The sequence below is a fragment of the Phormidesmis sp. 146-12 genome (assembly GCF_052939495.1).
In genome coordinates this window covers 1-25,916 of the sequence record NZ_JBJPHS010000057.1, presented here as the reverse complement: position 1 = coordinate 25,916, position 25,916 = coordinate 1, and the positions used below count along the sequence as shown (strand labels likewise).

The following is a 25,916-nucleotide window of genomic DNA, read 5'->3' as shown; positions in this document are numbered from 1 at the left end:
GGCTTATGCATTAACCAAGCTCGGTGAGGCAGCCAAACCCTTTATCCCGGACATCGCCAATCTCCTCAAAGATCAGACCCAGGACTCCGAGGTTCGAGGCAGCGCGGCTTATGCATTAACCAAGCTCGGTGAGGCAGCCAAACCCTTTATCCCGGACATCCTCAATTTCATCAAAGATCAAACGCAGGACTCCAGTGTTCGACGCAGGGTGGCTGAGGCATTAAGCAATCTCGGTGAGGCAGCCAAACTCTTCATCCCGGACATCCTCAATTTCATCAAAGATCAAACGCAGGACTCCAGTGTTCGAGGCAGGGCGGCTGAGTCCTTAGCCAATCTCGGTGAGGCAGCCAAACCCTTCATCCCGGACATCCTCAATTTCATCAAAGATCAGACGCAGGACTCCAGTGTTCGACGCAGGGTGGCTGAGGCATTAAGCAATCTCGGTGAGGCAGCCAAACCCTTCATCCCAGACATCGCCAATCTCATCAAAGATCAGACGCAGGACTCCTCTGTTCGAGGCAGGGCGGTTGAGGCATTAGGTAATCTTGGTGAGACAGCCAAACCCTTCATCCCAGACATTCTCAACCTCCTTAAAGATGAGACGCAGGACTCCTCTGTTCGAAACAGTGCGGCTTCTGCATTGGCGAAGATTAGCCAACTTGACTTTAATCAAACGTTGATTATTCTGGATGGTACCGAATACTTGGATCAAAAGGCAGCGCAACGGTGGCGTTTTCAGGTCTACTTCTTGAGTGGCGGCAGCGATGAAGCCAAAACACTCCTCAAATGGATGGGTAAACCACAATCTGTCAGCATTCCCACTCAACTCAATCACGATGAAGGGGTAAAAACCCTGAATGTCTTCGCCAAAGCCTGGGAACCCAGCAAAGACCTCCCCAATCTTCGGCGTAGCCTGACTCAACAAATCGCCGCTGTCGCCAACAGGGGCAAATGGGAGCCGGGTGACATTCCTCTGCTGGCAAAACACCATCAAAACCTCAACGCAATCCAATCCGACAGCGCCGCTTCTGTCCAAAAAGCGATGGATCAGCTTACCGTTTGGCGATGGTTCAACAAAGCCAGAATCGTGATCGCTGCTCACTTATTGGTTTGGCTTCTCCTGATCTTCGCTTATCCCAAATTCCCCCCAGTGCAGGCAATTTTCTTCTGGAATCCCTGGGTACGTCGCATTATCGGCGTGGGCTACGTCGGCTTTCTGCTCACCTGGGTTCCCTTCCTGCGCCGCAAACTCTTTGAACCGTTCAAATTCTCCTTGCTGGCAGATTCGCGAGTCGATCGCTTCAATCCCGCCGCCTACTTCCCCCAATCCGACGTGAAACCTCTAGATGCCAAAGAAAGCGTCCCCCTCACCACCGCCATTCCCGCCATCCAGGGGCAAATCGTCCTAGAAGGCGACTCCGGACTTGGCAAATCGATGTTTTTGCGTCACCTCGTCAACCACTCAAAGCGCACCGTCGTCTTCTTGCCCGCCCGCAAATGTGAGAACGGTGTGATCGAAGCCATCCAAGCCAAACTCCACGGACAGGCCCAGGATGCCGAATTCCTCAAAAATCTGATTTATGGTGGTGCAATTGATCTCTGCATCGACGGACTCAACGAAGTCACCGCAGACACCCGCGCCAAAATTACCCAATTTGTCGAACACTTCTTCAAAGGCAACATCGTCATGACCACTCAACCGCTAGAGTGGCTGCCGCCTTCCACCGCCAAAATCTATCAACTGCAACCGCTCCGCAGCGATCAGATTCAAGAATTCTTGCTGTCGAGAAGTGCGATCGTCGCTCCCAGTTCCGACGACAAACAGTCTTCAAATCCAGAGAGATCCCACATTCAAAGTCCCCCAATCTTGGGGGATTTAGGGGGCGATTGCCTGAGCGCCGACAAATATTCTCACGCCTGCCTCACCTATCTCGATGACGTGTTGAACAATCAGCAATCTCCAGAAGAACTCGCCGCCATTCAGCGCACCCTGTCTAACCCGATGGATCTTAGTGTTGTCGCCCAAACGATCGCCCTCGGCAAACAGCCCAACCTTCTGCGACTCCAAGAGCAGCAATATAACTTGATGGCAGCAGAATACAAGACAGAATGGAACCAGGACTTTCCGCTTAAGAAATTCTCTGAAGCCGTCTACCCACTCCGCCTCAACGACGAAAAAGCCCTACCCGCCGACGAGTTTTATCAAGAACTGGTCAGCATGGAAGACGAAAAATACAAGATGGTCGTCAGTCGCCAATGGAAAGATGCCAAAGGCGAAGCCCAGCACGAATGGTACTTTCGCCACGACAAAATCATGGAATTCTTCATCGTGCAAACCTTCCTGGGTAACACTGAAGAAGCCCAAAATCGCCTGCTCGATCACATGGGCGATCCGCGTTTTCGAGGCGTTTACTTCCTCCTCGCCACCCTGCTTCCCCTCCCCGATGCCCAAAACCTGCGCGAACGACTGATCCAATACGCCGCAGACACCAAAGATCACACCGTCAGCGACACCTTTGTGCAACTATTGCGAACTCGATAGACCAAAAAGCACGAATGCGTGTTCCATCATAGGGGACTGCGTTATGTGGATGGCTGCATTTGACTCGACTGACCTAGCTCAACACTGACCGCATCGAAGCGATCGTCTCCAGGACGATAAGACAGCACCTCTAAACCGATCGGCTCCCCGCTCGTTCCATCCTTAAGCAAAATCACACCATCCCCCAGTTCTGTAGCAACTTGATTTTTTCTGGGAGCTTGCCAAAACACACTCAACAGTTCAGTCTCAGGTTCGTAAAATACCTTTATTTGAGCCATACAGTCTCCTTCCTTGATCGCATCGGTCTGATATGCCGTGATGAGGAACCCATCTTCAAAGGGATAAGTGTCGTTTTAGGGAAAGTAGCGGTAAATCTCTCTACGATGTAGAACACGAGCAAATATGAGAAGGTCGTTCTCAATGATTAAGCCGATGCGATAATCCCCCAAACGAATGCGGTAGCAGTTTTCATAGTCAGTCAGCTTTGTTAAGTTTCGGATTTCTTCCAGGCTGACACAGGTAGGGATTTCTTCAAAAGCCAAGACTTTGACCTTATCAAAAATAGGGCTACTTTTTAACGCTTTGAGATCCTTCAAGAAGCCCGGTAGATATTCAACATTCACGATCGTTCTAACTCATCAAGCGCTTCAGCTAAACTCATTGGGGCTTCATCGCGGACTTCCATGATTGCGCGGTAAAGCCACTCATCTTCTAAAGCGTTGAGCAATTTTTGGTAGTCAGCCACATCAATGATGACTTTGCAAACCTTTCCCGACGCATCAGTGATAAATTCTTGAGCAAACGGATAGTCGCTACCTGGAATGGTCATAACTGGTCGAGAATGGATTTCAATTTCTATTGTATGAAACCGGGAACCAAAAGAACCGATCGCCATTCGATCCCACCTCCCGTCTCGTAAGCGTCACCCAACTGCGGCATAATGAGAAAGTTTTCACGATTTGTCAGAAAACCTGGTCAAGCTAAGGCGCTCAGGACTGACGATCGTTAGACTTAAATTCATCAGTCTCATTTCATCCCTCATCCCTCATCCCTCCCTATGCGTACCTATTACTGCGGCGATCTTCGCGCCACCCACATTGGAGAAACCGTTACCCTTTATGGTTGGGTCGATCGTCGTCGTGATCATGGGTATGTGATTTTTGTGGATCTGCGCGATCGCTCTGGCACCGTTCAAATTGTCAGCGATCCCGAACGCACACCCGGATCTCACCAACAGGCAGGCGATCTGCGAAACGAATATGTGATCAAAATTGTGGGTCGCGTCACCAAGCGTCCGGATGAATCGCTGAATCCCAAACTTTCTACAGGCGAAATTGAAATCTACGCTGACGAAATTGAAATTCTCAACGCCGTTCGCAAACAGTTGCCCTTCCAGGTTTCTGCGGCAGATACCGAAACCGTGCGGGAAGAATTGCGGCTAAAGTATCGCTACCTGGATCTGCGTCGAGAGCGGATGAGCAAAAATCTGATGCTGCGACACAAACTCGTGCAGACGATGCGGCGCTATCTCGAAGACCAGGAAGGCTTTATCGAGGTCGAAACGCCGATTTTGACGCGATCGACTCCCGAAGGTGCCAGAGACTATCTCGTGCCGTCGCGGGTCAATCCGAGTGAATGGTATGCGCTGCCTCAGTCGCCTCAGTTGTTTAAGCAGCTTCTCATGGTGTCGGGGTTCGATCGCTACTATCAGATTGCTCGATGCTTTCGAGATGAGGATTTGAGAGCAGAACGACAGCCCGAATTCACTCAGTTGGATATGGAAATGAGCTTCATGTCCCAGGAAGAAATCCTCAACCTGAATGAAGGCTTGATTTGTCACATTCTCAAAACCCTGAAAGGAGTCGAGCTTCCGCGTCCCTTTCCTCGTTTGACCTACGCAGATGCCCTGTCTCGCTACGGCAGCGACAAACCCGACACCCGCTTTGACTTAGAGCTGGTCGAAGTCTCCGATATCGTCAAAGATTCTGGCTTCAAAGTCTTTTCAGATACGGTTGCCAAAGGCGGCATGGTGAAAATTTTGCCCATTCCCAACGGCAACGATGCAATCTCGAATGTGCGAATCAAGCCCGGTGGCGATTTGTTCAAAGAAGCAACCGACATGGGCGCAAAAGGGCTGGCCTACATTCGGGTTCGAGATGACGGCGAAATTGACACGATCGGAGCCATCAAAGACAACCTCACCGACGCTCAAAAACAAGAACTCTTGACCCGCACAGGCGCAAAACCGGGACACCTGTTATTGTTTGGTGCAGGAGATGGCGCAACGGTGAATAAGACCCTCGATCGCCTGCGTCAATGTCTCGGTAAAGAACTCGGACTGATCGACCCCGACAAGCTCAACCTGCTCTGGGTGACCGACTTCCCCATGTTTGAGTGGAACGCCGACGAGAAGCGATTAGAGGCACTGCACCACCCGTTTACGGCTCCCAATCCTGAAGACTTGGCTGACCTGAAAACCGCCCGCGCTTTGGCCTACGATCTGGTTTACAACGGGCTAGAAGCAGGCGGCGGCAGTGTGCGGATTTACCAGCCCGATTTGCAGGCACAAGTGTTTGCAGCGATCGGACTTTCGGAAGCCGAGGCCCAAAACAAGTTTGGTTTCCTGCTCGAAGCGTTTGAGTATGGCACACCTCCCCACGGCGGCATTGCGTATGGACTCGATCGCTGGGTGATGTTGCTTTCTGGCGAAGAATCGATTCGCGATGTGATCGCCTTTCCCAAAACGCAGCAGGCTCGTTGTCTGCTCACTAGTGCGCCCTCCAGCGTCGATGACAAGCAGCTTAAAGAACTCCACGTCGCCTCCACCCACAAACCCAAACCTGCACCATCCGATAAGTAAGGATAAAAGAAAAAACTCCTTTGAGCTTTGAGAGCGACTTAAGGCTTGATATCTGGTAATTGCTCAACCCGGTTCAAATAGAGAAGGATTGGCAGAGAGGGCTTTCTGAATCGATTCAAAAGCCGATAAGCCCTGCCGTTTGCCTGTATTGACGACGGAATGCGAAACACGACGCTCATCGGTAAGGCTTGCTCACTAGAGCGATTGGTCGGTGGAATCGTGGCATCTTCGAGAAACAGAAATCAGTGGTCTTGACGCTTGTCGTAGCGTTTCTGTAATCGGATGCCATCCTTTTGCTTCGGTTCGAGGGCTAAGGCTTTCTGCAAGCGACTCAAAATCGACTCGACTGGTGCGTCTAATCGCGTCTTGACGCAGCCAGTTGGGCAAGCCCGCCCTCTGAAATGCTCAGTCCAAACACTTGGGCAAACATCTGCGACAAGCGTGGGTAGCTCAGGGCATGACTGTAGCGCCAGTAAATAGCCACACTCTCAAGGCTGCGTCCAGAGGAAAGAGGCATCTTTTGCCTCGCTTGACAGTTCTTTGAGATTGGGCAGGTTGTCCATTTCTTTACCCTACTCAAATCTCTCCATCCGTCAAGGGGGTTGAGCAATTACGAAAGTTCTTGCCTGCTTCCAATCCACAGCAATCTCCCCTCAGATGAGATCCGATCTCAGACTCTGCTGAATAAATGTCTTCGGGTGCGGCATCCCCAAGGTAAATATCGTCTTGATAAACGACATCAATAATTAGCAAGCTGATTCCTCCAAGTTTTACCCATCGCTCACAACCTTGACCAAGTTGTGCATCACTATAAGTCATTCTGATTCGCACTCGTTCTAAGCAACTGTGAGAATCGTGAATCAAGTTGATTCGTCAAGGTTTTACGATCGCCATATTCCACAATTTTTCCCTGCTCTAGAATTAGAATCTGATCGACTCGTTGTAAAGTCTGCAAACGATGAGCAATGATCATTCCTGTTCGCTTTGCAAGCAGCCTATCAATTGCTCCTTCAATTAATTGTTCGGTTTGTGGATCTAACCGAGAAGAAGCTTCATCCAGAATCGCCAAGCTAGGATTTTTCAAAAAGACGCGCACCAATGCAAGTAACTGTGCCTGTCCAGCAGATAGACCCTTGCTATCTGCTCCCAATTGAGTATCAAGCCCATTGGGAAGCGATCGCAGCCATTGTGCTAATCCTAGCTCCTCCAGTGTTTCTAAGATGGAAGTCTCTGGAATGCGATCGTTAAAAAAGGTGAGATTATCGCGCACACTGGCTTGAAATAGCTGGACATCTTGCGTTACTAGCCCAACTCGCGATCGTAAGTCTGAGAGTGAAAGATCTGCGATCGCACAGTTCCCTAAGCGAATTTCACCCGCTTGAATTTCATAGAGCCGTAGTAGTAAACGAGCGATCGTACTTTTGCCGCTGCCTGTGTGTCCTAGTATTCCAAGTGTTTGACCTGCTGGAAGGTAAAACGATAGATTGTGCAGTGTCCAGTTCTTAGGCTCATATTGAAAGTACACTTGCTCAAAAGAAACAGCACAAGCACCAGAATGTAAAACGGCTTGTCCTTGATCGCTTAACGCTGATTGTGTGTTTCGTAGCTCATGAATGCGTTGAATACTCGCTTCTACTTGTTGCAGTTGTTCAAGTTCTTCTCGAATTCGCTCGATCGGCTGTGCTAAAAGATTCGTGTAGTGAAAGATGAGATAAGCAGTCCCGATCGTAATCGCATTTTTAGACCAGAGATAGGCACAGAGGAAGAGCGCGATCGCATTTCCAATCGTGAACAACCCCACACTGGTAAACCATAAAACAGTACTAGCAAACCTCGCTTTTTGGTAGATTGGAAGCCAACGTTGCAGCAATTCATAGAAGCGAATCATGACATAGCTGATTGAGCCATTTGCCCGAAGATCTTCTCGTCCAGCAATGTGTTCGCCAATTGTTCCATAATACTCAGCACTAATCTGGCGGTACTCTGCCCAAGGTGCGATCGCCATTGCTCTTTGTGCAAGTAACACAGTTAGGGCAATGATAGCAAAAGCAGTTAAGCTGACTCCTGCTAAAGCGTTCTCGAAACAGAGAGCAATTAGAATTCCGAAAAGAAGAATGCCATTTCCTAATATGTGAATGACTAACTCAGAGAAAAATTTAGACAGTAAATTGACATCACCATCAATTTTTTCTAATAACTCGCCAGGTGTATGAGCTTTATGAAAGCTTAGGTCTAAGCGTAAACAATGAGCTGCCAGATCAACGCGAAGGGCATTAGTCGCAGTCCAGGCAACAATCTCGCTCAGGTAAGTTGCAGTGATCGTAGCTGCTTGAGTTAGAAGCGCAATCGTAATAAACGCGATCGTTGCGGTAAGTAAGGCTTGCTGTGAGCCACCCTGAACGGCTGTATCGATGAAGTATCCTAAGATTTGCGGATTGATAATCTGGAGCGCGATGCTAGTAAGAAGTGCGATCGCTAATGCCAAAACATGCTTCCATTGAGGCTTGAGATAATCAGCGAGCAGCAGTTTGTATTGTTGAAGGGCGTTCTGCATTGTCGCACTAATCTCAAGAGCCAAAAAAGATTACAGCATAGTTTACCGTGGAGCGATTTGATAGAGAAGATGATTTTGGCGGCGATCGGGAGTTTTTTGGCTCCTAAACGGATTTTTTGCTGAATATTTTGCACGGGGAAGGAAATAATCTATTGATATTAATTCTCAGTTGTGGTAGGGTGCCTTGACTATCCCCTTTAGCAAACCATTCCGATATGACAAGTGTACTGTCTGACGAAACTTGTGAGGACTTTTGGCAGGTGAGCCGTCAACAGGCACGACAAGTTGACCCAGAAGATAAGAGCGATCGTATAGCTGAATGTCCGCAAATGTTAGGCAAAGGGTATAAGCGAGACATTGAGTTACGAAATGGCATTGACTTAACCTTTCATCATTACCAACTTAAAGATGATTTGATTGTTGCTTGCATACCACCCGGAGACATTGGCTGTCTGGAATGGATGTTTACTCTTTCATCAGGGCTTCAACTTCCGAATGGAGTACAACTCAATCAAGGTCAGCATCTCCTCGCGGGTTCAATTTCACCGGGAGGGCAATTTCAAGGACTATCCCGCACAACGACGATAGAAGTTGATATCCATCTAGAACTAGAGCAATTTCGGACTCTCATCGGTGATCAAATAGAGAGTTTACCGCCTGAAATCCAGCAAATGCTAGACGGAGATGAAGCAATTCCCTTTTCACCTGTTCACACGATTACACCCGCGATGCAACTTGCCCTCCAGCAAATGCTAGGTTGTCCCTATCAAGGCATGGTCAAGCAGATGTATCTGGAGAGTAAATCGATCGAAGTTTTAGCATTGTGGATCGATCAAGCTTGTTCGAGTGATGCCTCAATTGCGCGATCGACTGTTCCACGAAGTAAAGATATCGATCAGATTCATCATGCAAAAGAAATTCTGTTGCAACAGTTGGACAATCCCCCATCGTTGCTGGCTTTAGCACGACAAGTCGGACTGAATGACTGTTCGCTAAAACGTGGATTTAAACAAGTTTTTGGCACAACTATATTTGGCTATCTGCATCAGCACCGAATGGAACAAGCGCGATCGCTGCTTCTCGATCGTCAATGGAGCGTGACAGAGGTGGCTCGTAAAGTGGGTTACAGAAATCTTTGTGCTTTTAGTACTGCCTTTCGCAAAACCTTCGGAGTGAGTCCAAAAACACTGCAACATCAAAAAAGTTCCGTTTGAGCAAACAAAAATTCCGTTTCGGCAAAGTGGCAGACTGTTGATTCATCGTAATATTCAAAACATTGCAGTTGAGAAGATTTCCTAATTGATGGAATGAAAAGCTTCTCAAGACTTGGTGTAGAGGATGGGGAGATGGATCAAACATTTGCGCTCTGGTTTTTAGGCTTGACATCAGTACTCACGACTCAAGCAAGTTGGGCAGCAGAAATTCAAAATAATTCTCAAGTGTCTGGGATTCGCGCCCTTGGTTCCCTTGGAAGCTTGCGGAGCAATCGACCTGCCACCAGCCTGAAGGAGTGGATGGCACAAATCGAGGCAGAGACGATCAAAGTAACAGAAGTGAGGATCGATCGAACTGCTACGGGGTTAGAAATTACGCTAACTACGGCTGATGGTAAGCCTTTAGCGATCGACACTACCCAATTCCGCACCGAAGGCAACAGCCTAATCGCAGACATCCCTAACGCTGTTCTGGCATTGCCCGATGCACCAGCATTCAGAGTAGAAAACCCGTCTGAAGGAATCTCGGCTGTTCAGGTTGTGCAGCAGGATGCAACCCGCATTCGAGTCAGTGTTATCGGAAATAATGCCCTACCACAACAAGAAGTAACGTTGAGAGCGGGAAATGCTGCCTATAGTCTTAACCCGGAGCAGGAAGAGCCAGATGAAGAGATTGTCGTGACGGGGGAAGGTCAGCGGGGGTATCGCGTACCTAGTGCAACAACTGGAAGCAGAACCGATACACCGATTCGGGATTTGCCATTCTCGGTGCAAGTTGTTCCGCAAGAACTGATTCAAGATCGACAGGTGCAAGGTGTGAGTGAAGCACTTCGGACTGTCTCTGGAGTCACCGCAGGCGAATCCTCGCAATCTGCATTTGAAAGTTTCACAATTCGAGGATTTTCAACCGGGTTCGCAGGTGGCAATATTTTCCGAAATGGTTTACGGGATGGAACGAATATTACTAATCGGATCGCTGTGCCCAACATTGAACGGATTGAGGTGCTAAAAGGCCCAGCAGGTGCGCTATTTAGCCAAGGCGCTCCAGGTGGCACGATCAATGTTGTGACTAAAAAACCGTTATCGATTCCTCGCTACAATGTTGAAGGATCGATCGGGAATTTCGATACCTATGGGGGTTCGCTAGATTTCACGAGTCCTCTGAATGATTCTAGAACGTTGCTCTATCGTTTCACAGCCGGGGCTTCGACGACTGGAACATTTATTGATTTCTTCGATCGACGAAACTATCTGATTGCTCCTGTTCTATCCTGGCAAATTAGCCCAGCAACAAGGTTGACCTTTGAAGGTGAATACACTGTTTCTCAGCAACCGAATGCACGCGGCTTGCCTGCAAGAGGAACAGTACTGCCAAACATTAATGGCAAGCTACCTCGGAATCGATTTATTGGTGAACCTGACGACGAGTTGGATAAAAACAACCGCTCTTCGGTGCGTTTAGGCTATGCGCTAGAACATCGTTTGAGTGACAATTGGCAGTTACAAAATGCGTTTCGAGTAACTTTCTTGAGAACGCCTCAGAACTCTTTATTTCCATCGGCTCTTTTAGATGACGATCGCACTTTAGAGCGGGGATTGTTTAGCACAAAAGATCAGTCTCAAGATAACTATGCTTTTGATACGAATGTTGTTGGAAGCTTTAGGACAGGAAGCATTGCTCACAAATTACTGTTTGGTTTTGATTTTAATCGAGATGTCTACGCAGCTAGTAATCGACAGTTTGCGCTAGCTCCGATCGATATTTTTAATCCGGTGTATGGACAGCCTAGAGGAGAGCTGCTTGGAGAATTTCCGAGAGAGCCATTTATCACAAATGCGTTTGGAGTTTACTTGCAAAATCAGATTGATTTACTGCCAAACTTGAAATTATTACTCGGTGGGCGATTCGACATTGTGAGCCAGAAGATCGAGCTTGCAAGCGGTTCTGAGTCTTCTCAGCAGAATGAAGTCTTTAGTCCAAGAGTTGGCTTAGTGTATCAACCGACAGATTCGCTCTCATTATATGCAAGTTACAGTCGCTCTTTTCTGCAAAGTGTGGGAACTGCATTTGATCGAAGTCTTTTTCAGCCAGAGCGGGGAACTCAGTATGAGGTGGGACTAAAAGCAGACTGGCTCGATCGCAGATTATCGACAACCTTGGCCTTTTATGAAATTACTCGCTCGAATGTTTTAACGACTGATCCTGCAAACCCAAATTTTTCAATTCAAACCGGAGAGCAAAGAAGTCGTGGGATTGAACTGGATATTGCAGGCGAAATTCTACCAGGATGGAAGATTGCGGCGGCTTATGCTTATACGGATGCTCAAATTACGGCGGATAATACGATCGCCGTCGGAAACCGTCTCAACAATGTCCCAGAACACGCGGTCAGTTTGTGGACAACTTATGAAATTCAAACAGGTTCTCTCAAAGGATTGGGGGTTGGTCTTGGCATCTTTTATGTCGGTCAGCGTCAAGGCGATTTAGATAACTCTTTTGAAGTTCCCAGCTACACTCGCACAGATGCTTCGCTGTTCTACCGTCGGGATAACTATCGAATTGGCTTGAACATTGAGAATTTGTTCGACATCAGCTATTTTGAAACAGCAGAAAGTCCACTGCGCGTTTACTATGGCGCTCCGTTTACAATCAGGGGGACAGTTTCTTGGACGTTCTAATCTCTCACGCCTGGTGGCGGCATCTTTCATTGTTCCTCATGGGAGTGTTGCTTGTGGGGTTGTTTCAAACTCATGCGATCGGCGTGCAAGCTCAAACAGTATCAGACTGTCGCATTGTTCAGCATGAACTCGGAGAAAGCTGCATTCCTCACCATCCGAAACGAGTGATTGTGATGGATCAAGAGAGTTTAGAGATTTTGGTAGCGCTGGGGATACAGCCGATCGCATCTACAATTCCGAATCGTGTGGCAAGCAAAATATCATTGGTACAGAATCAAGTCGGTGCGATCGCGGATTTAGGCAAAGAAGGGCAACCCAACCTAGAAAAAATCGTTCAGTTGCATCCTGATTTGATTCTAGGAGTGTTTATCACACCTCACATCTATTCTTTGCTTTCTCAGATTGCGCCAACTGTGTCGATCAAGTACTCGCAAACAGGTTGGAAGCAAACGCTTCGGAAAGCTGCGGATGCTGTTGACAGAAGGTTTGAAGCGGAAAAACGACTGCGTGACTATCAGCAGAGAATTGAAATGATGAAATCAAAATTTGCTTCAAAAGCTGGGGATCTCAAGATTTGCATAATGCGATTCTACACAGATCTGCAACTCACGCAATTTCTGAATCAAAACTCATTTGCCGTTAGCGTTTTAGATGATACTAAGGTATTCACTATTCCTGCGATTCAGCGGCAGATTCAGCAGATACCGAACTCAGAGTATGGCTACGTCAATGTCGGTTTAGAGAAAATAGATTTGCTAGAGGCAGATGCAATCTTTGTTGCGCTTGATCCAGGTGCTGAAAAGAACTTCCAGATTTATCAAAATAGTTCATTGTGGCAAACACTCAATGCAGTAAAAGCGAGACGAGTTTACACGGTTGATTCTGGCTATTGGATTTTTGGCAGTGTGCTTTCAGCAAACGAAATTCTCAATGATCTGGTGAAACATTTAGCCGATAGAAAAGCTTAATCGAGCGATGATTTGTTTCAGTATCTAGTTGATCCAACCATTCGAGCGACTTCATGACCCGACTTACTTTTGCTTAGACGAGATCGAATGCGTACTTTTATTATTCTCTGGTTCGGTCAGCTTGTTTCGACGATCGGCACTTACATGAGCGGATTTGCTCTTGAACTTTGGACATGGGAGACGACGGGTTCTGCAACCTCGTTAGCACTAGTTGGCTTCTTTTTTCAAGTTCCTCGAATTGCGATTAGTTTAGTGTCTGGTGTGATTGTCGATCGCTTTAACCGCAAACGCCTGATGGTCTTAGGCGATACGATCGCGGCTCTTTCCAGCTTGCTATTGTTATTTCTATATTTGACTCACAATCTGCAAATCTGGCACTTATATCTAACGACTGCGGTTACTAGCGTTTTTAGCCAGCTTCAAGAGCTTTCTTACTCTGCTTCAATTAGCTCACTTGTTCCTCAGCAACACTACACCCGTGCTAGTAGTATGGGATCAGCATTACATTATGGCTCGTTGATTTTAGCGCCAGCATTCGCAGCGAGTCTTTATCCGATCATTGGAGTGGGAGGCATTTTAGGAATTGATAGCTTGACTTTTCTTGTCGCGATCGCAACACTCCTTACTCGCAGAATTCCTCAACCCGAAATGCCTGAACAGTCGGCTAGGTTCAATTTCCGACGAGATCTGATGTTTGGCTTTCACTTCCTTCTCGCCCATGCTCCTCTACGCAACCTGCTAGTTTTAATACTTCCCTTCTGGTTTGTGCATGATCTGGGTGAAACGCTCTACACTCCAATGGTTTTGGCAAGAACCAACGGAAGTGCCGCAGTCCTGGGGCAGATTGGGACAGCAGCGGGAATTGGTGGCGTGACAGGCGCGATCGTGATTAGCATTTGGGGAGGTTTCAAACAGCCAATTCGAGGAGTATTCAGTGGAATCATTGGCGCAGGGTTGAGCAAAATGACTGTAGGCTTAGGGCGAGTTCCTCAAGTGTGGCTTCCTGCTCAATTCTGCTCTTCGTTTAACTTTCCGTTAATGGATAGCTCCGAAACTGCGATTTGGATGGCAAAAGTTAGCCCCGAAGCCCAAGGAAGAGTGTTTGCGGCAAATTCGTTTTTAGCTCAATGTTTATCAGCGATCGCAGCACTCGTGGCGGGCCCGTTAGGCGATCTCGCAGAGATATCTGCTAAAGCAGATCGCATTGTTGAACCTGCAATGATTTCTTCAACAGGATTGATCAAGTGGATCTTTGGTGCAAGCCCTGGATCAGGCTTTGCTTTGATTTATACAGCTTGTGCATTTAGCATGATCGCGATTGGTCTCTCTGGCTCTTTCTTCTACAAGTCTAAGGAACATACTTAAACAAATCATCGATTACGGCATTTGCAGCGAATAGACCACTTCCAATCCAGTAATCCAGAACTTCATAAACCTTGCCCTGCTGCACTGCGTTGAGTTTTGACCAGAGCGGATCGGATAGAAGACGATCGCGTGTTTTGCCAATTTTAGAATCACTTGGAGTCACAATCATAAAGATAATATCGCCATCGGCAGCATCGAATAGCTCATTAGAGATTCTGTATTGAATCGGGCTGAGACCTTTCTGCTGAGTTGCTTCCAGATCTAAATCTTGTGAGACAGGGCGAGCTAAACCTGCATCTTTGAGAATACTGCCATTAAAGCCAACTGTTGTATAAACCGTGATCATCTCTGCATATAGATATACGATCGAGACCTTTGTTGTTTGTAAGCGATCGCCCATTTGAGCTTTGAACTCTTTTAGGCGCTGGTAATAGTCTGCCATTGCTTTCTCAGCTTGCTGCGATCGTCCTAAAGTTGCAGCAATAAAGGCAAATTCATCCTTCCACTCGCCGCTATGGTTAAATTTCGTCAACACTGTTGGTGCAATGTGAGAAGCTTCGCGATAAATGGAAGATAGATAATCAGCCCCTAGAATTAAGTCAGGTTTCAACGCCAAAATTTTTTCTAGATTCGGCTCACCATTACTTCCTACACTCAGGATTGTGCTTGCTTTTTGTTTGAGTTGGGGAGAGGTTAGGTCAACATTGACAGCAGCGATCGGCTGAATGCCTAACGCGATCGCACTTTCTAAACTCATCGCATCTAAAGTCACCACTCGCTGAGGATTGCGAGGAACACAAGTTTCCCCTGCGCTATGTTGAACGATGCGACAGTCAGCGGCTGATTGAATTTGGGAACTGCGATCGACTGTGCAGGCAGCTAGAAGCAAACTGATGAACAGTCCGAAGCAAAACCACACGATGCGATCGCAGAATTTCATCCCTCTGATCTCCTAAAATACAATTGACACTGAACCTGTAACAGTAAAAGGGTCGCCAACATAAACTCCGAAGCGACTTTCATCAGAGCCAGTGAAGTATTTTGTGTTGAACAGGTTGCGGAAGTTGATTGCAGCCCGCCATTTGTCTTGATTGTAGAAGATAGAGGCATCTGTCCGAACATAGCTTGGAATGGTGTAAGTGTTGGACAAATCTCCAAAGCGATCGCCCACAAAGTAAACGCCAATCCCTAAGCCAAATCCTTTTAAGCTGCCACGCTGTACTTCATAAGTTGTCCACAAACTTGCTGAATGCTTGGGAGTATTATCGAGTCGTTTATCTTCAAATCCTGATTCATCTTGGCTGACAAAAGCATCAATGTAAGCATAAGAAGCAATGATTTTCCAACCACGAGCAAGCTCACCTGCTAGATCAAATTCAACCCCTCGGCTTCTTTGTTCTCCAGTTTGTACTTGATCGTTAGGATCACTAGAGTTAGGATCATCGGTTGTCACATTCTTCTTTCGCAAGTCATAGAACGCGAGGGTTGCACTTAAATTTCGAGCTAAATCGGTTTTGATCCCAGCTTCTAGCTGCTGACCTGTTTCAGGCTCAAACGGAGAACCATCCCCATTCCGATTGCTTGCAAAACTTGCCCTGAATGCAGTGGTATAAGAAGCATAGAGCGAGATTATTGGAATCGGTTGATAGACCACACCAAATCGAGGACTAAGCCGACTATCACGCTGCTCGAATTCTTGTCTGGGTTCACCACTAAATTCTTCTTTACGCTGCTGCGAATAGCTATCAAATCGTCCACCAAGCAGTAGCTTAAAGTTGGGTGCAAGTTCAATTTGGTCTTGAAGATAAATTCCTAGTTTGTGAATTGTATCGTTGCGGAAGAAATTGTAGAGTTCTTCCTTGGGATATTCAATCCCGTCATAGATTGGATCAAAGATGTTGATGGTTCGATAGGGATCACCGATCGCGAATTTTGGCTTATTAATCTGCCGTTCGTAGTCTACTCCAAATAGCAATTGATGGCGAACTGCTCCCGTCGAAAACTTGGCGATCAAATCCGTCTGAGTGGTAATCGCTTGATATTCCCCAGCCGCAAAGTAGGTTGCTAATTCTAAATCTCCAGTAGCCTCATCGATCGAGTTCCGCAATGGGAAATATCGCTCTGGATTCACCCACTGAGCGCGAAAAGCATTTCTCAGGGTCAACTGCTCACTAAACTTGTGAGTGAGTAGATAGCCAATGCTGAAGTCATTCACGCTAAATTCTTGAAACGGTTCACCCAGAAAGCGATTTCGAGGTAAATCGGCGATTCCAGTTCCGATCGCAACAAAGCCATCGTCGGTTGTTCGCCGCTCATTTCGATATGTTGCATTGAGCGTGAGTGTTGTGTTTTGCCCAAGATTTAATTGCACTACAGGCGAGAGAAACACGCCCTCGCTAGACACAAAATCTCGAAAGCTTCCTGCATCTTTGTAGTATCCATTAAAGCGGTAGAGTGCTGTTCTTTCTGAGTTAATGGAACCAGAGAAATCGGCTCCGACTCTGACCGATCGATAACTTCCAACTGATCCTTCAAGGGAATAATACGGATTACGAAGCGGCTGCTTTGAAACTAGATTGATAATCCCTCCGGGTTCTGCCTCACCAAACAAGATTGATGCTGGCCCCTTCAGCACCTCCACTCGCTCTAAGTCAGCCGTTTCTAAAGCACCAAACGTAAAGTATCGAATGCCATCTCGAAAGTAGTTGCCATCAAAGGTCGAAACTCGAAATCCTCGAATTCTCAAACTGTTTTCATACCCTTGATAAAGTCCTAAATTATTAACACCACTGACGTTTTGAACTGCATTGCCCAATGGATTGCTCGTTGCGTTTAATCCTTGATCTCTCAAAACCTCTTGCGGAATCACCTGAATGGACTGCGGAATGTCTCGAATCGGCGTGTCGGTTCTTGTACCAGTCGTCGCATTTGGAACACGATAACCGCTCGGTTGTTGATCTCCTGTGATGACAATTTCTTCTTCTTGATCCTCATCAGGTTTCTGATTAACGGTCTGTTGCGCCTGAATTTGGGATTGCCATTCTTCAACGGTTGTTGCAGGTTGTTTCCAATCTTTTAAGGTAGAAATTGAATGATCGACAATCTCAGCCTTACCACTTTGCTTCTCTACTGGATCGCGCTCTGATGCAATACAAGGCAGAGCAATCAACACAATGCTCCCTACCAACATTATCGATCGATAACTTGCCATCACTCCTCCACTCGCCGCCTAATACTTAGGAAATATTCTCAGAAGCATACCGAATAATCGTGAGCATTCTGCGATCGCGTGAACGGTGAACGGAATTTTTTGAACGGTGAACGGAGTTTTAACTTACATTGCATCGATTCAAAACCGATTGACGGTAATCTCTAGGATTGGCCCCGAACTTCTTGCGAAACGCGATCGCGAAGTGGCTGCGATTCACCAATCCAACTGCTCTCGCCGCTTCTGCAATGCTGAGATCTCCGGACTCTAGCAACTGCCGCGATCGCTCCATTCGATAGTCCTGTAAATAGCCAAAGACTGTTGTACCAAACACCTGACGAAAGCCTACTTTAAGCTTACAGTCATTGATCCCGACCAACCGAGCTAACTCAATCAAAGAGGGCGGCTCGTCTAACCGAGCAACTAGCACTTCTTTAGCATAGTGAATTCGCTCAATGTCATCTGATCTCAACGGTTTGGGCACACGATCTAGATCCGTTTTGGCAGTCTGGGCAAAGTGCAATGCAATCAGTTCCCAGACTTTGCCTTCTAGATACATCTGCTGAGTCAATCCCTGAAATGGACACTGCAAAATCTGCTGAAGTGTAGCTTGCATTGCAGTTGTTGTCTGGCTAACTTGGGTGTAGTAGGGTTGGTCAGCGGGTTTCAACCAATTCTCAATTTCGACCGGAATTTGCTTCGTCAGACTTGGCATCCATTGGTAAAAAACAGCCGGATCAATATGGAGTGTTACTCTCAGATTACGTTGATTTTCTGCAATTTGCAGTGCTTCACCGGGAGCCATGCCGCTCCCACAAAAAATATATTGACCCGCATTGGCAGCGTCTAAATTAGATGCGGCGCTTCCAATCAGCGTATAGCTCAGTTCTAGAGGATGTTCTCGATCGCAGGTAACTACTTTAAGTTCCTCACGAAAGTAATCTTCCGCGATCGCTAACTCCACGCCATCTCGAATCTGAATCTCTCGGTAATAGCCCGCTCCAAGCTCACCACAATATTTCCAAGTGCAGTCGAAATTTGACAACATTTGTGGAGCCTCTACTTCAGAGCAAATGAGTTCCCAGTAATCTTGCTGCGAAAGAGTAATTGCCATTCTCTACAATTGGCACTGTAAAATGAATAGGAGCATCGTATCATAGATGAAACTCATTCTCAATTATTGAATCTCAGTATAGGCTAGAGGCAAGTCTTCAAAAGTTCCCTCTAGTTCAAGCCTGCCTTTGTTTAGTAGAAGAATACGATCGGCCCGTTGAAGAACTGCTCGCCGATGAGAGACTACAAGAAACGTAGGTGTCCAAGACTGCGAGCTAAGCTGAAATAGCTTCGACCAAAGCTTTTGTTCTGTTTCAACATCCAAAGCACTCGACAGATCATCAAAGACTAAGAGTTCCGGTTGACGAATCAGCATTCGAGCCGCAGCAACTCGCTGAATTTGTCCGCCAGAAAGCCGCATTCCTCTAGAGCCAATCTGGGTATCGAGTCCATCGGGCATCATTGCTAAGTCTCGATCGAACATTGCAAGCGCGATCGCATTTCGGACTTCCTCATCGCTCTTCTGTAGCCCAAGCAGAATATTTTCTCGCAGCGTTGTACTAAACAGTTGGGGAACTTGTGGCGTGTAAGCACTCTGAGACGGAACAAAGAACTGAGCCGGATCAGCAATCTTCTGTCCGTTCCAAAGGATTTCTCCCGATTGCAGAGGTAATAGTCCCAAAAGAACTTGCAATAGCGTCGTTTTACCAGATCCGACTGATCCAGTAATCACTGTAAAACTACCGCGTTGAAGCTGGAGAGAGAGATTAGTAACGCCGGAATCGCTGTTTGGATAATGATAGGTCAAATTGAACGCCTGCAATTCTTCAAAGCGATCGCAGATTGCTTCCTGCTGAATGATAGGTAGTTGAGGAGTTCGCCCAGTCAACCTTGGCAGATAGAGCGGATGATGGGCAACGAGCGTTTGCGCCTCTGCATTCACCAAGGCTTGCATCCGTTCAAAAGACACTTCGCTTTGTTTTGAGAGCGCGATAAACTCGCCTAAAAACCCCAGAAAATAGGTGACATACGCTAAGTAATATACAAATAGCGCAAAGTCTCCAACGCTCAACGTTTGACTATTCTGCATGGATTGAGCCGCAAAGAAGAGGATTGCACCCGTTCCTAAGCTCACAAGATTATCGAAGCTAGAACTTAAAATTGCATTGAGTAGTTGATCTTTGACGATCACTTGACGACGGCGATCACACAATTGTCGAAAATGGCTTAACATACTGGTTTCGGCTCCAGCTACTTGAATCGCTTGCACTGCCGTAAACATTTCTCCTACCATTCCGGTTACTTGCTGTGTCGCTTGACGGCTGGCACGACGGTAACGTTTAATGCGATCGCTAACTTGATGCAGAATCACCGCAATGAGCGCCAGGGGCAAAAATACAAACAGCGTAATCGTGGCATTTACACTTAAGAGCAACAGCAACGAACCAATGGCAAAAATGCCTTCACCTAAAACTTCATTTGTACCCACAACATTATCTTCAATCTGACTCGCATCTTCTCGAAAAAAGCTGATTACTTCTCCGGGTGAGATTGTGTTTTCGCCAGTCGTGGTTAAAGCTTCAGCACCGGGACGATTTAGCAATTTCGACAAAAGATTGCGCTGAATTAAACTATTCATTGTGAAACGATGCTGCGTTTTTGTAATTCGTCCGCTGAAAATAACAACAATCTGCGCTAGACCTGTTGCAAGTAATATCGCAATCCATACCCAGGGAGAAAAGGAGAAAGCAGATTGGCGCGTCAATGTGTTGAAGAATTCGCGAATGATCACACCGGGTACAGCAGGCAGTCCAGCAATTAATAGCCAGAGAATGGTGTCTGTCCAATACAGCGATCGAGCATAAGTAATCATTTGCCAAAGAAGCGACCAGATTGAAGCTCGATTCGTTGTCATAAAGCTAACCTCAAACGAATGGCACTTACTTAAGGGTCGGGGTTTGAGAAAATAGAGCAAGAAAAAGCTCCAACCCTGGTCTTTTTGAGGTCACAGGCTGGGAGTGACTAAAATAACTAGCTCCACTATGCCAAACTCTGCTGAAATTCTCAAGCAAACATTCGCCAACAGGGTCGGTTTACCGTTTCAACAGATCCTGCCTGAATCTGTGATAGCCAGGGTCTTGGTCGAAGAGAACGTGAGCTATCGGGATCGTCTGTTTAATCCGTTCGTGACGCTGTGGGCATTTCTATCCCCGGTGTTCGACAGCGACAAGCGTTGTCGCAAGGCGGTGAGTCGGGTGATCAGTTGGTTAGCCAGTGCAGGGCGACCAGTCTCCACTTGACAATGAACCTAGAGTTAGAAAACGCAGACCGAAAGCCTTCCCCCTGATGAAGCAGCCTCGCTCAATTCTCAAAGCTAGTCTAGCTCGTTGATTGACCTAAGTAAGTGCCATTCACCTGAAGATAGATAAACTTAGGTGGATGACCATACAGCAAACTACGCTAGACCTGTTGCTTTATAAGGTAGATTAGTGATACCTCAGGAGCAGAAGCAGACGATGTTCAACATTAGTCGAGCGTTAGACAATGATCGCCTATTGAGGTCGCTAACCGGACTCAATCGCAAGGCGTTTGACGAGTTGTGCCCGGTCTTCGACGAGGGGTATCAAGCAGCGCTGCAACACGACCCCAAGCCCCGGAAACGAGCGAGAGGAGGGGGGCGCAAAGCCCGACTGGGGAGTGTGGAAGCCAAGCTGTTCTTCAGCCTATTCTATTTCAAGACTTACCCCACGTTTGATGTTTTAGGGTGGTTATTTGACCTAGAGAGAGGACGCAGCAATCGCTGGGTGCATCGGTTACAGGAGATCTTAGAGACGGCTTTAGGCAAAAAGATGGTCTTGCCGGAGCGCAAGCTGGAAAGTATGGAGCAGTTTCTGGAGCGCTATCGCGATGTGAAAGAAGTGATTTTGGACGGCACAGAGCGTCCCGTGCAGCGCCCTCAGGAAACTCAGAATCAGAAAGCGCATTATTCGGGCAAGAAACGACGGCATACCCGTAAACACATCACGGGCAGCACGCGAAAAAAGCGAGTGATTTTGCTCACGAAAGCGCAACCCGGAAAGATCCATGACAAGCGACAACTGGATGAAGCAGACTGGGTGGACAAGATTCCCGATGCAGTCAGAATCGAAGCAGATTTGGGATTTCAGGGATTGCAAAATGAGTTTGTCAACGTCCATCTGCCGCACAAAAAACCCAGAGGCAAAGAACTCAGCGAGGCTCAAAAACAGCACAACCGAGAGTTTAGCCGTCAACGAGTCGTCTGTGAACATGCCCATGCGGGGATGAAGCGCTACGGTGCGGTATCGGACATCTATAGAAATCGTGTGCCTGAATTCGATGATCACCTGATGCTCACGGCGGCTGGGTTGTGGAACTTCTACTTGGAGGTGGCTTAACTACGATAGGGAGAGGAAATGCGCTTTGCGCTTGCCTGCAACGCCTTTTATTAAGCAACACATCTAACAAAGCTTTTAGATCGCTGGCTTCTTGAGAACTAGAAATTGACGCGATCGATTTCCTTCAGCAGCTAACCGCGATCTAAAGTTGTCTGTCTAGTTTTACTTGAGAAAATACGACGATCGAGAGAGGTGGCTTGTCTCTTAAGCAAGATGAGGTCATCCCTCTGGTTGAGTACCTTCAGGAAGTAGCTGCAAAATTCTTAACTCGACCTTCTGCTTTTGGGAGGTTAGAAATGTCCCGTTCAGTCCAGATTTCTAAATTAGGAGATTCCATCATGTCAACCGAGACGACCGAAACCACAGGATTGCCTGAAGTCACGACCCAAACCACAGTGATTGATCTGCCAACAGGCGATCCTTTAGTGATCGAAAACAAAACCGTTACTGCCCCTCCCACCGAAGAGTGGCTGAGAGACAAAGCAAGAATTTCAGCGTTTTTTGATGACCCGATCGGCTACAGTTCTTCTGTTCTAAAGCCCTATTGGCCGATCTTGAAAGCAATTGGTTGGGCACTGCTGGCGATCGTAGCCCTGAATCTACTTCTCACCTTGTTGGGCGCGATTTTGACAGTTGCTACCAGTGTTCCAATTCTGTCTCCACTGTTTGAGCTAGTTGGAATCATTTACACAGGCTGGTTTGTCTATCGTTATCTATTGACTGCTTCTCAACGTCAAGAACTGTCTCAAAAAGTGAGCAACTTTAAGCGTGAGATTGTGGGTGATATCAATGAAGTATTAGGCACCGACAAGAACAGCTAGAAGCCCCTCGAAACAGCCTCTCACAGTCGAGCTACGGTATACACGCAAGTCGTTGTCGCTTCGTTTCAGTCGGCTTCAGCCCCCTAAATCCCCCACAAGTGAGGGACTTTGACCAAGGAAAGATTTCCAAAGTTCAAAGCTATGACAACGGCTCAAAGTCCCCCAGAATCGGGGATTTAGGGGGCGAAGGATCTCAGCAACGACAGATCGATAGACTTGTGTGTACACCGTAGCACAGTCGAGGGGCTACTTTCTCTACTACAACTCATCAATCTAATAGAGTGCCATCATCGCAACGAGGAGTTATCACAATGGTCAAATCTGATCCAAGTCGCTCAAAAGAAGAACCTCATGCATTAGAGACCCGTTCGCAGCAGGCTAACCTACTAGGTTCGATCGCCGGGCTAACCTTTCAAGCGGGAATGGCGATCGTCAGTACAACCGTCGAGATTGGTAAAACCCTGACCCAAAAGCCGACTCAATGGATTAGCAACCTGGCGCGAGGAGCCGGAGAAGCCCTGTCTCTGGTGGGCAATATTCCCTTTTTGAGAAACCCGATCGTGCAAAAAATTGTTGGGGTGCTGAGATTAGATTGGCTAATTGGCATGACCGATCGCGTTGATTTTGATAGAGCCGAATCTGAAGTCAAACAACTTCAACAACAGCATCCTCAAGAATCTCCTAGCCAGATTGCTCACCGGATTATGGTAAAAAAAGCCATCAACGCCGGAAGAACAGGCTTTCTCACCAGTATGTTACCGGGATTTGCAGTGGCGCTATTGGCGATCGATCTGGCCGCTACTACCGCCATTCAGACTGAAATGTTATATGAAATCGCCGCCGCTTATGGCTTAGATCTGCGTGACCCAAACCGTAAAGGAGAAGTATTAGCAATCTTTGGATTAGCGCTCGGTGGTAGCAATGCCCTCAGAGCAGGTTTTGGCTTTCTGAGAAACATTCCTCTAGCAGGCGCAGCGATCGGAGCGGGCACCAATGCCACGATGATATATTCACTGGGCTATGCGGCTTGTCGATTTTATGAAGCCAAGTTGAGAGAAGCCACTGAAGAACCCAATGCTGAAACCCTAAAAGCCATCCAGCAAGAGAGCGAACAATATATGAATGTTGCGATCGCTCAACAAGCAGTAATGGATCAAATTCTAGTTCATATGATCTTAGCTAGTTATCCTCAAAAAACCTGGGACAGCGTTCTCCCCGAACTCAAAACCCTGAAACTAGAACCTCATTCTCTAGAAGCGATCGCGACGAACATTCAATCACCTGAACCATTAGACAAGCTACTACAACAACTTAACCGCGATTTTGCCATTCCCTTACTTGCCCAATGTCGTCGTATTGCTGAAAGCAGCGGAGAAATCTCGTCTCAGGAAGCAATTGTGCTGAATGCGATCACTAATCAATTCAATCTGGAAGTCGAATAAAGAGTGGTTAGCATCTCCCACCGTTCTTAAGTTACTAACGTTTAACTAAAGATAGCCCTTAAAGCAGACATCACCGAGAGTTGCACTTTCTAGAATGAGGCGACGTTAATCATTCGGGGGTTGATTATGACAAATACAAGTGAACAAATCGCTCAGTCTGCCAATCACAATGCTAATGCTGCCCTCAAAGAAGTGAATGCACCCTCTGTACATCCTGCGGTTGGAGTTGTCGGTGTCAGCGCGATCGGCGGAACACTCGGTGCAATGGCTGGAGGCGTTTTGGGTGCGCTTTTGGGTGGCGTTTTGGGGGCGTTGAGTGCCTCAGTTCAAAATTCAAAATCTGCGGGGTCGGGCTACTATGCAACTCGCAATCAAAGTAAATCGCTGCCGTCATTGAATCAAGCGATCGATCGTCTCGCTACCCAAGCAGACAAAGCTAGAAAAGAGATTGCTCAAGACGTTGAGGATGCTGGAGAAAGCATTCAACAAGGCGCTTCTAATCTCGCTGCCAAAACTCAAGAAACAGTGAGCAATGGTCTTTCTCAACTAGACTCGTCTCTTAATTCCAGTCAAAATGCGACTTCGGATGCAATGGTCAAAGGCATCTTGCTCGACATTGATGGCACGCTGGTGATTAGCAACGATGCTCACGCTCAAGCCTGGGTCGAATCGTTTGCGGACTATGGCTACGAAGTTGCGTTTGAAAGCGTGCGCCCTTTGATTGGAATGGGTGGCGATCAAGTTGTGCCCCGCATGGCTTCTGAACTGTCTGGAAAAGAAGGCATTGGCAAACAGATCGCCGATCGCCGCAAAGAACTCATCATCAACAAGTTTGGCGCTACCTTGCCTCCGACTCCTGGCTCACGAGACTTTGTGCTTAGACTCAAACAAGAAGGGTTTCAGCTCGTTGTAGCGAGTTCTGCGACCAGTGAAGAACTTTCGGTTTTACTGAAAGCAGCCCAGGTTGACGACTTACTAGAGCAACAACCCACCACCACCTCCGATGATGCTGATTCCTCAAAACCCGCTCCTGACCTCGTACAAGCTGCTCTCGACAAAGGGCACCTACAGCCCCAGCAAGCCATCATGTTTGGCGATACGCCCTACGACATCGAATCCGCAAATAAAGCAGGTGTGCAGGTAATTGCCTTCCGCACAGGTGACTTTGACGATTCTCAGTTAGCAGGTGCCCTGGAGATTTACGACAGTCCTGCCGATTTCCTAGCCCACTACGATCGCTCTCTAGTGGCCCAACGTCAGACCGTCCCGATCGCCCAATAGACTTCCTGCACAAATCATAGATGCCCTCCGACTGCTATTAGCTTCGCAAGAGCCTTCGGCTACGGGGCTACAAGAACAAAGTGTGCCTTCGCAGACTAAAGGAGTGATTTTAACCGTTAGTCTACGGAGGTGGACTTTGTTCTGATAGCAGCGTTGCCGAAGGCTCTTGCGAAGCTAACATCAATCGCCAAGTATTCTGTGAGATGAAATTCTTATCTAGAAGTCCTCCAGAATTAAGGATTGGGCAGAAGCACCCAACAACGAAGCGAAAACCTGGCATTCAAACCCACGTTAGAACCCCGCTCTTGTTTCATCCCTCCTCCCTCCTCCCTCCTCCCTCCTCCCTCACCCCCCATGCCCACCGCCCTCATCACCGGAGCCTCAGCCGGAATCGGAGCCGCCTTTGCTCAAGAATTAGCCTCTCGCGGGACGAATCTGATTTTAGTAGCCCGATCGCAAGATACAGCATTTTTCAAGTAGATGTAGTACGATTAACTAGTCAGTGTCAGTAGA

At 47.3% G+C, this 25,916-nt stretch carries 22 protein-coding genes; 12 read left to right on the top strand and 10 right to left on the bottom strand.

Annotated elements, in window-relative coordinates:
* Window positions 1-2,542, top strand: a 2,542-nt coding sequence (locus ACKFKF_RS21675) for a hypothetical protein (RefSeq protein WP_446869639.1), incomplete at its 5' end; no start/stop codon positions are given.
* Window positions 2,543-2,583: 41 nt separating this feature from the next.
* Here the strand turns inward: ACKFKF_RS21675 and ACKFKF_RS21670 are convergent.
* From ACKFKF_RS21670 to ACKFKF_RS21660, 3 genes are all read right to left on the bottom strand, one after another.
* Window positions 2,584-2,820, bottom strand: coding sequence for a hypothetical protein (locus ACKFKF_RS21670; protein ID WP_446869638.1), 237 nt, complete (start codon window positions 2,818-2,820; stop codon window positions 2,584-2,586).
* Window positions 2,821-2,895: 75 nt separating this feature from the next.
* Complete coding sequence (locus ACKFKF_RS21665; RefSeq protein ID WP_446869637.1) at window positions 2,896-3,165, bottom strand: type II toxin-antitoxin system RelE family toxin; 270 nt, start codon at window positions 3,163-3,165, stop codon at window positions 2,896-2,898.
* Complete coding sequence (locus ACKFKF_RS21660; RefSeq protein ID WP_446869636.1) at window positions 3,162-3,437, bottom strand: hypothetical protein; 276 nt, start codon at window positions 3,435-3,437, stop codon at window positions 3,162-3,164. The genes ACKFKF_RS21665 and ACKFKF_RS21660 overlap by 4 nt, the downstream gene beginning before the upstream one ends.
* 162 nt (window positions 3,438-3,599) lie before the next feature.
* Here ACKFKF_RS21660 and aspS point away from each other — a divergent pair, with 162 nt between their 5' ends.
* Window positions 3,600-5,402 (top strand): aspartate--tRNA ligase, encoded by a 1,803-nt coding sequence (gene aspS, locus ACKFKF_RS21655; RefSeq protein WP_446869635.1) that lies wholly within the window; start codon window positions 3,600-3,602, stop codon window positions 5,400-5,402.
* Window positions 5,403-5,757: 355 nt separating this feature from the next.
* Here aspS and ACKFKF_RS21650 read toward each other — a convergent pair whose 3' ends face one another.
* Genes ACKFKF_RS21650 through ACKFKF_RS21640 form a run of 3 tightly spaced genes read right to left on the bottom strand, consistent with a single transcriptional unit; the run spans window position 5,758 to window position 7,956 of the window.
* Window positions 5,758-5,919: a hypothetical protein gene (locus tag ACKFKF_RS21650; protein WP_446869634.1), complete on the bottom strand. Its 162-nt coding sequence runs from the start codon at window positions 5,917-5,919 to the stop codon at window positions 5,758-5,760.
* Between the two features lie 59 nt (window positions 5,920-5,978).
* The gene (locus tag ACKFKF_RS21645; protein ID WP_446869633.1) at window positions 5,979-6,221 is read right to left on the bottom strand and encodes a hypothetical protein; all 243 of its coding nucleotides are present in this window, start codon (window positions 6,219-6,221) and stop codon (window positions 5,979-5,981) included.
* Window positions 6,211-7,956 (bottom strand): ABC transporter ATP-binding protein, encoded by a 1,746-nt coding sequence (locus ACKFKF_RS21640; RefSeq protein WP_446869632.1) that lies wholly within the window; start codon window positions 7,954-7,956, stop codon window positions 6,211-6,213. Before ACKFKF_RS21640 ends, ACKFKF_RS21645 begins: the two co-directional genes overlap by 11 nt.
* A gap of 215 nt (window positions 7,957-8,171) precedes the next feature.
* On the opposite strand from ACKFKF_RS21640, the gene ACKFKF_RS21635 reads away from it, so the two are divergent.
* The 4 genes from ACKFKF_RS21635 to ACKFKF_RS21620 all read left to right on the top strand — a co-directional run bounded on the left by ACKFKF_RS21635 (window position 8,172) and on the right by ACKFKF_RS21620 (window position 14,182).
* Window positions 8,172-9,170, top strand: a complete 999-nt coding sequence (locus ACKFKF_RS21635) for a helix-turn-helix transcriptional regulator (protein WP_446869631.1) — start codon at window positions 8,172-8,174, stop codon at window positions 9,168-9,170.
* 132 nt (window positions 9,171-9,302) lie between these two features.
* Window positions 9,303-11,849 carry a TonB-dependent siderophore receptor gene (locus ACKFKF_RS21630; RefSeq protein WP_446869630.1) on the top strand — a complete coding sequence of 849 codons (2,547 nt, stop codon included), beginning with the start codon at window positions 9,303-9,305 and terminating at the stop codon, window positions 11,847-11,849.
* 38 nt (window positions 11,850-11,887) lie between these two features.
* Window positions 11,888-12,817: an iron-siderophore ABC transporter substrate-binding protein gene (locus tag ACKFKF_RS21625; RefSeq protein ID WP_446869629.1), complete on the top strand. Its 930-nt coding sequence runs from the start codon at window positions 11,888-11,890 to the stop codon at window positions 12,815-12,817.
* Between the two features lie 87 nt (window positions 12,818-12,904).
* Window positions 12,905-14,182, top strand: a complete 1,278-nt coding sequence (locus ACKFKF_RS21620) for an MFS transporter (protein ID WP_446869628.1) — start codon at window positions 12,905-12,907, stop codon at window positions 14,180-14,182.
* Here the strand turns inward: ACKFKF_RS21620 and ACKFKF_RS21615 are convergent.
* From ACKFKF_RS21615 to ACKFKF_RS21600, 4 genes are all read right to left on the bottom strand, one after another.
* Entirely contained in the window at window positions 14,166-15,122 is a 957-nt protein-coding gene (locus tag ACKFKF_RS21615; RefSeq protein ID WP_446869627.1) for an iron-siderophore ABC transporter substrate-binding protein, read from the bottom strand. The two genes, ACKFKF_RS21620 and ACKFKF_RS21615, sit on opposite strands and share 17 nt — an antisense overlap.
* A gap of 12 nt (window positions 15,123-15,134) precedes the next feature.
* Entirely contained in the window at window positions 15,135-17,393 is a 2,259-nt protein-coding gene (locus ACKFKF_RS21610) for a TonB-dependent siderophore receptor (RefSeq protein WP_446869626.1), read from the bottom strand.
* 118 nt (window positions 17,394-17,511) lie between these two features.
* Entirely contained in the window at window positions 17,512-18,504 is a 993-nt protein-coding gene (locus ACKFKF_RS21605; protein ID WP_446869625.1) for a helix-turn-helix domain-containing protein, read from the bottom strand.
* A gap of 63 nt (window positions 18,505-18,567) precedes the next feature.
* Window positions 18,568-20,358 carry an ABC transporter ATP-binding protein gene (locus ACKFKF_RS21600; RefSeq protein ID WP_446869624.1) on the bottom strand — a complete coding sequence of 597 codons (1,791 nt, stop codon included), beginning with the start codon at window positions 20,356-20,358 and terminating at the stop codon, window positions 18,568-18,570.
* 127 nt (window positions 20,359-20,485) lie between these two features.
* Between ACKFKF_RS21600 and ACKFKF_RS21595 the strand changes: the two genes are divergently transcribed.
* The 6 genes from ACKFKF_RS21595 to ACKFKF_RS21570 all read left to right on the top strand — a co-directional run bounded on the left by ACKFKF_RS21595 (window position 20,486) and on the right by ACKFKF_RS21570 (window position 25,883).
* Complete coding sequence (locus tag ACKFKF_RS21595) at window positions 20,486-20,743, top strand: hypothetical protein (protein ID WP_446869623.1); 258 nt, start codon at window positions 20,486-20,488, stop codon at window positions 20,741-20,743.
* Window positions 20,744-20,959: 216 nt separating this feature from the next.
* Complete coding sequence (locus ACKFKF_RS21590) at window positions 20,960-21,859, top strand: transposase family protein (protein WP_446869622.1); 900 nt, start codon at window positions 20,960-20,962, stop codon at window positions 21,857-21,859.
* Window positions 21,860-22,197: 338 nt separating this feature from the next.
* On the top strand, window positions 22,198-22,680 hold the full coding sequence (locus ACKFKF_RS21585) for a CAAD domain-containing protein (RefSeq protein WP_446869621.1): 483 nt from the start codon (window positions 22,198-22,200) through the stop codon (window positions 22,678-22,680).
* Window positions 22,681-22,991: 311 nt separating this feature from the next.
* Entirely contained in the window at window positions 22,992-24,122 is a 1,131-nt protein-coding gene (locus tag ACKFKF_RS21580; protein ID WP_446869620.1) for a YcjF family protein, read from the top strand.
* Window positions 24,123-24,248: 126 nt separating this feature from the next.
* Window positions 24,249-25,403, top strand: coding sequence for an HAD family hydrolase (locus ACKFKF_RS21575; RefSeq protein ID WP_446869619.1), 1,155 nt, complete (start codon window positions 24,249-24,251; stop codon window positions 25,401-25,403).
* A gap of 354 nt (window positions 25,404-25,757) precedes the next feature.
* Window positions 25,758-25,883, top strand: a complete 126-nt coding sequence (locus ACKFKF_RS21570) for an SDR family NAD(P)-dependent oxidoreductase (protein ID WP_446869618.1) — start codon at window positions 25,758-25,760, stop codon at window positions 25,881-25,883.
* The last annotated feature ends 33 nt before the right edge of the window (window positions 25,884-25,916 follow it).